Source organism: Rathayibacter tritici (assembly GCF_001641005.1).
Classification (GTDB): Bacteria; Actinomycetota; Actinomycetes; order Actinomycetales; family Microbacteriaceae; genus Rathayibacter; species Rathayibacter tritici.
The window spans coordinates 856,489-864,628 of record NZ_CP015515.1 but is presented as its reverse complement, the minus strand read 5'-3'; the positions used below and the strand labels follow the sequence as shown (position 1 = coordinate 864,628).

Below are 8,140 nucleotides of genomic sequence, written 5' to 3'. Positions count from 1 at the left end.
TTGTGATCCTCCCGGAAGATCGTGACGTGACGAGGATGCCTCCGAGCGACGGTGACCTGTCCTGCTTCGGAGACATGTTTAGCATTCCTCACTCTCAGATGACAAAGCGCCCACCGACCGCCGCACGTGTCGTCGAAGGATCTCGGCGAAGCGGGTGGGCGACTCGAGCATCGGGAAGTGACCGACGTCGTCCATCAGGTCGACGACGACCCCGCGGCGTCGGGCGGCGTGGCTGTCGGTCGGCGCAAACGCCGACGAGTTGATGATCGACACTGGTGTGCCGAGGACGACGGGGAACGGTCCGGCCGTCGCGAGCAACTCCCGGAAGGCGGGGACGATCACGCCCTCCCCCACTCGCGCTCGCTCGTGGTCGATCTGCTCCACGAGGGCCGGCGCCGCGGGTGCCTTCACCAACTCCACGGCGCGGGCCGGCTCCCGGGCGAGGGACCCCGCCAGACGCTCGACCTGTCGCTGGGACAGCGCTGACCCGTCCATGTCATGGAACGCCTCGACACCGATGACAGCGACCACACGAGCATGGTCTCGCTCCGCCACCCGCTGCGAGACAGGCCCGCCCAGCGAGTGCCCGACGAGCACGACCCGCTCGGCGCCGATCCTGTCGAGGACGGCGATGACGTCATCGGCGAACGCATCGACGCTCCATCGCTTGCGCGACGCCGACCCGGCTGCGGGTCCGTGGCCCGCGAGGTCGAGGGTCACGACGGTGTGTTCGTCGCGGAGCGCCGCGATGGTCTCGCCCCAGAAGGTCGACCGACAGCCGAGACCGTGGACCAGCACGACGGTCGTCGGTGCGGAACCGACGACGTCGAACGGGATGACCTCGCCGTCAGCGCTCGCGACGGCTCGTGGACCGGGGTCTGACAGGGGCTTCCGGGCGATGACTCCCACGTGCTCCATCCCCGGTCCTGGTGCGCCTTCGGCCCGCGGTCCGGGTCCGACGGCACCGAACCAGCCGGCCTGTTCGATCTCGAGGCCGACCGATCGACACTCCCGGACCGCGACCTCGGGGTCCCAGGGGTTGATGACGCTGGGGCCTCCCTCCACCAGGGCTGCGTCGAACGCGGTGTGGACGTCGGGCACGTACCCGGGCCAGGGGTGACCAGCCGCACGACGGTGTTCGTACTCGTGTGCCGCCGAGGCCCAGTAACCGAAGTACGGCGAATCGGTGCTCAGGAAGAGCCGACCACCCGGCTCCAACCAGGTCACCATCTTTTGGAGGGCCGTGCGCAGGTCGTCAGGGCTCAGGAAGTGCAGTACCCGACTCGCGTGCACAGCGGAGAACCGTCCCGGGGCGAAGTCGACGTCCGGGAGCATGCCACGTACCAGACTGAGCCGGTCCGCGGCCTCGTCGGTAACGCGCTCCCACAGGATGTCGAGGTGCCGTTGCTCCATGTCGAGAGCGACGACGCGGGCACCCGCTTCCAGCGCAGCGACGGTGGCGACGCCGTACGCACACCCGAGGTCGAGGACCTCGCCGCGAACCGATCCGGCGTACTCCGCGAACTCCTCGGAGTAGGGGATGAGGTCCTCCACCATGACACCGGTGCGGTTGAGCGTCACCACAAGACCATCGTCTCCGAACCCACTCGCGGCCTTGAGGTCGGTGAGGACGTCGTGCTCGACGGTGGCCCGCGGTCGGCCGACCGAGCGCAGGTGGACCGGGCCGCCGTCAAGATCGACGCTGGCCGGACGCTGCGGCACCTCGGCGCCGCCGACGGGGCGCAACCGTATCGGGGAGCTCGCCGACTCCGGCATCACTCCGGATACTGGCGTCGGTTGTGCGACGGGGTCGCCGTCGGCTCGTGGCTGCATGCCCACCCAGTATCGCGTCGCCTCGAACCGGTACGTGGGCAGTCGCACCCGACGGCGTTCCGCAGATGGCAGACGGGGCCCTGCCGTCAGACCCTCGCGACCGGCGACCCAAGCGGCAGCCGCGCGCTCGAGGGCGCTCCGACGCTCGTCCAGCGACACGCGGGGATCATCCAGGAGCGCCTGGATGTCGTTCAGGTCCTTCGTCGCTCCGGGGTCGACGGTGCGACTGCGCTCCAGCGTCCCCTCCCAGATGGTCGCATCGTGTGCTCCGATCCCGCGGTCGGCCCAGGCGCGGGCCGCCTCGGTGATGGAGGTGGCGACGACAGACGTGCGGTGGCGATGGTGGTGACGCCCACGGCCCAGCGTCTGAGCGACGTCGGAGCTCGCGACTCCACGCAGTTCGTCGGTCTCGGCCGCCGCGACGAAGGCAGCGACCGCGCGGTCCAGCGCCGCGGGCGTCTTCGCCGACAGCACGTAGAGCTCTGCGCCGCCGTCCATCGTCGGTGTCCGGGTGTCCGGGACCGGGTGCTCGCGGACGACCGCGTGCGCGTTCGATCCGCTGATGCCGAACGCACTGACGGCTCCGACCCGCAACCCTCCGTCCGGCACGGTCCAGGCCTCGGTGGTCCGCGGCAACCGGAGCGCAGCAGCGTCCCAGTCGAACGCGCGGGTCGGCTCGTCCACGTGGACGGCCTTCGGGATGATCCCTCGGCGGACGGACTCCGACAGGACGACGAGTCCCGCCAGGCCCGCAGCTGCGAACATGTGGCCCGCGTTCGCCTTGATCGACGTCACCGCACAGGAGGTGCCGTCTGGTCGTGGGACGCCCACGAGTTCTGCCAACGCTGAGAGTTCGACCGGGTCCCCGAGGGGAGTGCCCGTTCCGTGGGCCACGACGTGGCCCAGATCCGCACCACGCAGACCGGCACGGTGACGGACGTCGGTCATGAGTCTGGCCTGGGCAGCGCCTGACGGTGCCGTGATGCCGTTGGTTCTCCCGTCGTGACCGATGCCGCTGGCCACCACGACACTGTGGATCGTGTCGCCTGCTGCGATCGCGGCGTCGACCGGGCGCACGACCACGGCGAGCGCAGCCTCCCCCGGCACCATGCCGTCTGCGTCGGTGTCGAACGGGCGCGACACCCCGGAGACGGACGTCATCCCAGCAGCATCGAGGGCATCGAAGGTGTCCGGAGCCGTGACGAGGTTCACGGCCGCCACCACGGCGACGTCGCATTCGCCGGCACGGAGGCTCGCCCCGGCCAGGTGCAGCGCCGTCAGCCCCGAGGAGCAGGCCGTGTTGACCGTGAGCACGGGCCCGTCGAGGTCGAGGAAGTACGACAAGCGGGCGGCTAGGACCGAGTCGCTGTTGCTCGTCACGCCGCCCGCGCTCCCGTCGAGCAGGGCGTAGTCGCCGTGCTCGGCCCCGACGAAGACGCCGACCGTCAACTCGGCGAGGTCGTCCAGACCGATCCCGGCGTCCTCGAGGGCTCGCCAGGACTCCTGCAGCAGGAGCCGCTGGCGCGGATCAGTCCGGCGTGCCTCCTTGGGAGCAATCTCGAAGAAGGCTGCATCGAACGCGTCGACGTCATCGACAGCGCCCAGCACTCGCGGACGCTCCCCCGACCGCGAGTCCGACGCGGGGAACCGCGACGCGGGGAGCGTCGTCACCAGGTCTTCGCCGTCCACGAGGGCGTCCCAGAACGCATCGACACTCCCGCGCCCGGGGAAGACCCCGCTCGCGCCGATCACGGCGATGCCCGAGCTGACGTCTGCAGCGGTCCCGAGTACCGCTGCCCGGTGTGGCAGCTCCGACTCGAGCGTGCCCGTGCGCGCACGTGAGCACTCAGCTGCCGCGGACGCAGGCACCTCGTGGTCCCCGACGGGACCCTCGGCAACGTGCTCGATCAGTCGTGCGAGTGTCGGGTGGTCGAAGAGCTCCGTGGTCGTGACCGCCCGCCGAAGCGCCGCGGACAGCCGGTTGCTGGCCTGCGTCAACCGGATCGAGTCGAGTCCAAGGTCGACGAAGGGACTGTGGTCGTCCAGGTCATCGATCGACGTGCCGAGCACGTCCGCCACCACGCTGCGGACGACTGCTGCCGGGTCGTCGACGGCGGGCTCCGACCGCGCGACCGGGACGTCGTCGACGAGGGCGAGGAAACGGGCCGTCTGAGCCGAGTGACCAGCCAGCACGAGCGGGGCGACGCCCTCCTGCACCACGAGCTGCTCCAACAAGTCCAGACCCGTCCGGAGGCTTAGAGGCGCTTCGTCGGCTGCCACTGCCCGGGTTCCGGCGCCGAGGGCGCCGTCCTGCCAGAGGGGCCACTGAATCGCACGCCACCGGAGCCATGAGCCGGCGCGCCGCCGAGTCCGCGCCAACGCAGCCTGGAAACGGTTCGCAGCGGCGTACGTCCCCCCGGTGAGGTCGCCGACTACGGCCGAACTCGACGAGAACGCGCTCAGGAGCGCCGGTGGTCCGTCGAAGCAGCGGGTGAGCGCGGCTTCGAGCGCGAGCGTCCCCGCGACCTTCGGGGCGAGGACGCCCCGCGCCGTCTCGATCGTCTGCTCGGCCGCGGGCATGGGATCGCCGGATCCGGCGAGGTGGAACACCCCGTCGAGGCGTGGGAACTCCGCAGCGACGACGCCGAGCGCGGCGACCAGCGCCTCCCTGTTCGTGATGTCGACGGTGATCGTACGACCGTCGCCGCCGAGCGCCCGCAGCCTGTCGATGAACGGACCGCCGTCGCGTCCGGCACGACGGCCGAGCAGGAGGAGCGTCGCGCCGTGCCGTCGAGCCAGGTGCTCGGCAAGGCCTCGTCCGAGTCCGCCGAGACCACCGGTGATCAGGTAGACGCCGCCCTGGACGAACGCCGGTCGGGTCGGCTCAGCAGCGTGCTGGTCGGTTCCGCCCTGGCGTTCCCGGCGACACAACGCCATGCGGGTCTCCGAGCGCCACAGGACCGCCTCATGTTCCGAGCCGAGTTCGTCCAGCAGCATGCGGGCCCACCCGTCCGCATCGAGTTGGTCCTCGCTCGCGACGATCTGCACCCTCGTGCCCGGGAGCACCGTCCTGCTCGAACGCGCGAACGCCACCGCCGCATCCGCGACCGCCGCGGACACCTCGTCGCCGGCAGACGCAGCGACCACCAACGACGGAGTGACGACCCCGGATCGCGCCAGCGCACGTTCCACCGCCGCGATGGACGCCAGTGCCGCCGCGGGATCCGATGCAGCGTCGTGCACGAGACCACAGTGGATCACCGCCGAGACCCGTTCGCGCCGCAGGCGGATCGACGAGAACGCTCCGACCCACGACGGGGTGTCGGGCTGGGACACTGCGACCACGCGGGCAGCGCGCCCGGACGAACGAACCGCGTCGGCGATCCGGCTGTCGTCCCCCACGACGACGACGACGTCGAGCGACCGGTCGCGGCCCATTAGCGCGCCGGAAGCCGCAACTGGTTCCCAGTCCTCGTCGAAGACCCGGACGTGCGGGGGCGCATCGCGGACGCCCTGGAGACCGAGGTCGTCATCGCTCCTGCGGTTTTCGGGGCCCGCCCGGTTAAAGCCAGACCCATCAGAGCCAAGTTCGTCGTGGCCGGGCTCGTCGTACCGCCGGCGAGCGAACGGGTACCCCGGCAGATGGATCCGGCGGCCGCCCACCGCAGACCCCGCTGCAGCCCAGTCCACATCGGCACCGTCTGCCCACGCGCGGGCGAGCTGCTCGACGCCGTCATCGGCACCGGATCTGGCGCCGACCGAGACGAGACCCCCGGTCGAGGCGGCCCGGACGTCCGCTGCGAGTCCACGGAGTACCTCGACGAGCTCGTCGAGGGACGACGCGACGACGGCGGCGCGCACACGGAACGGGGACCGGGCGTTCTGGAACGTGAACGCGACGTCGGCCAGCCGCATCTCCGAGTCGACGGCCCGTCCCGCCAAGCGGTCGGCGAGCGACGTAGCGTACTGCGCCAGCGAGCCTCCCTCCCGGACCGAGATCGGCACGATCTCGCGCCGCTCTGCCGTCGCGGGCCGGACAGCTCGGGGAGGTGCCTCCTCCAGCACCGCGTGCACGTTCGTCCCTCCGATGCCGAAGGAGTCCACTCCGGCCCGCAGGGGACCTCCGTCCGGAATGAGGGGTGTCACAGCGGTCAGCAGGCGGAAGGGTGACGTCGCGAAGTCGATCAGGGGGTTCGGTGTCGAGACGTTGATCGTCGGCGGCACGACGCGATGGTGCAGGACGAACGCCGTCTTGACCAGGCCGATGAGTCCCGCGGCAGCATCGAGGTGGCCGATGTTCGACTTTACCGACCCGATGCCACAGAACCCGCGATCGTCGGTCCAGCCGCGGTACGCCTCGCTGAGCGACATGACCTCGATGGGGTCGCCCAGCGTGGTCCCCGTGCCGTGCGCCTCGACGTACGAGACCGACCGAGCGTCCACACGTGCGCTGCGGAGGGCTGCTGCGATGACCTCGGCTTGCCCTGCCGCGCTGGGTGCGTGGTAGCCGGCCTTGCGGTCGCCGTCATTGTTCATCTCCACCGAACGGATCAGCGCGTAGACGTCGTCACCGTCACGGATGGCGGCGACGGCGTCCTTGAGCACGACCGCGACGACGCCCTCGCCGCCGAGCATGCCGGTGGCATCGGCGGAGAACGCCCGGCAGCTGCCGTCGGACGACAGCGTCATCCCCTGCTCGTAGTGGTGGCCCACGGCATCGGGTCCGAACATGCCGCTCCCCCCCACGATGGCGTGTGTGGTGGCACCGGACCGGATGCCCTGGACTGCGAGCGCCAGCCCCGCCAAGGATGACGAACAGTTGCTCTGCACATGCAGACTCGGGCCTCGCAGCCCCATTCGGTGCGACAGCATCGTGGGTGTGGTCCCTGGCTGGGCCTGCAAGAACGCCACGAGGGCGTCCGAGTCCCGACGTCGGTGTTCCCGACCGACGTGGTGCGACGTCGTCGAGGTCGACACGTAGACCGCAGCATCGACGATATCAGCAGGGAGGCGGGCACTGTCCTCGACCGCGAGCCACGCCTGCTCCAGCAGCAGACGCGCCTGCGGGTCCATCAGTCGCGCGTCGCGGTCGGACACGGCAAAGAACGGCGCGTCGAACGACGTCGGGTCAGCCAGGCCAGCCCGTGCGGGGACGAACGAGGCCTCGCGGAGCTCGTCCGGGTCGACACCGCGCTCGATCAGCTCGGCTTCGGAGAGCCGCTGGACGCTCTCGACGCCGTCCAGCAGGTTCTGCCAGAACGCCGGGGCGTCCGCCGCACCCGGCACGCGGCACGCGACGCCGATGACGGCGACACACCCGGTTCCAGGCGGCCCTTCGTCGGGATCGGGCACGGCGGGGAGTGCTGGCGCCGGATCCGCGGCCGCTCCGACAGAATGCTCCCTCGCGGTCGCGGAGGAGCGCTGCGCGCTCGATGACCCGACCGCCGTTCCCGTCACGCGGCGCGCCGCGAGCTCAGCGGCACCCGAGGCGTCGACCGTCGCGTAGACGTCGGCTGCGGTGAAGGGGACGCCGAGCACAGTCCGCAGCTGCTGCGCGAGGACTGCGGCGAGCACCGAGGTGCCTCCGGACTCCGCGAACCGGTCGTGTTCGTCGAGGTCGGCCACGCCCAGCACTTCTCGCCAGAGGTGAAGGACGGTTGCCGGGTCGACGGTGGCGGCTGGCGCCTCCGTCGCCACGGCCTCGGCAGGTTCCGTCGAGCTGGCAGGCGCTCGCAATGCTATCGGACGAGCGGCGAGCGCGCGCCGGTCGACCTTGCCGTTCGCTGTGGTGGGGAATCCGGCGACGACGATAGTGAAGTCGGGCACCATGTAGTCGGGCAGTCGAGTCGAGGTCCATCGGGCGACGTCGCGCGGTTCGACGTCGTGCCCATCGACAGCGACAACGTAGGCGACGATCTGCTGGCTCCCGGACTGCTGACGCGCCACGACGACGGCCGAGGCGATGGTCGGCACCGTCTCCAGGACGTGCTCGATCTCAGCGAGCTCCACCCGGTGTCCCCGCACCTTGACCTGGCTGTCGACCCTGCCCAGGTACTCGATCGACCCGTCTTCGTGCCGTCGGGCGAGGTCCCCAGTCCGGTGTACGGTCTCGCCAGCTGCGAACGGCATTCGGACGAACCGGTCCGCCGTCAGGCTCGGCTGGTCCCGGTAGCCGAGAGCCAGGCCCGCGCCGCCGATCCAGAGCTCGGCGATCTCCCCGTCCCGAGCCCGCCGGCCGTCGGCGTGCGCCACGTGGAGCTGCGTGTTGGCGATCGGGCGACCGATGCGGACGGGGCGACCCGGATCG

General features: G+C 70.8%; 1 protein-coding gene (cut by a window edge). It reads right to left on the bottom strand.

What is annotated here, in order from left to right; genetic code table 11:
• Nucleotides 1-78: 78 nt before the first annotated feature.
• On the bottom strand, nucleotides 79-8,140 hold the 3' portion of the coding sequence (locus tag A6122_RS16390) for a non-ribosomal peptide synthetase (protein WP_068251859.1). Its footprint extends 11,231 nt past the window's final position; the window shows 8,062 of its 19,293 coding nt (coding positions 11,232-19,293); the start codon falls outside the window, past its right edge — the gene reads right to left on this strand; the stop codon is at nucleotides 79-81.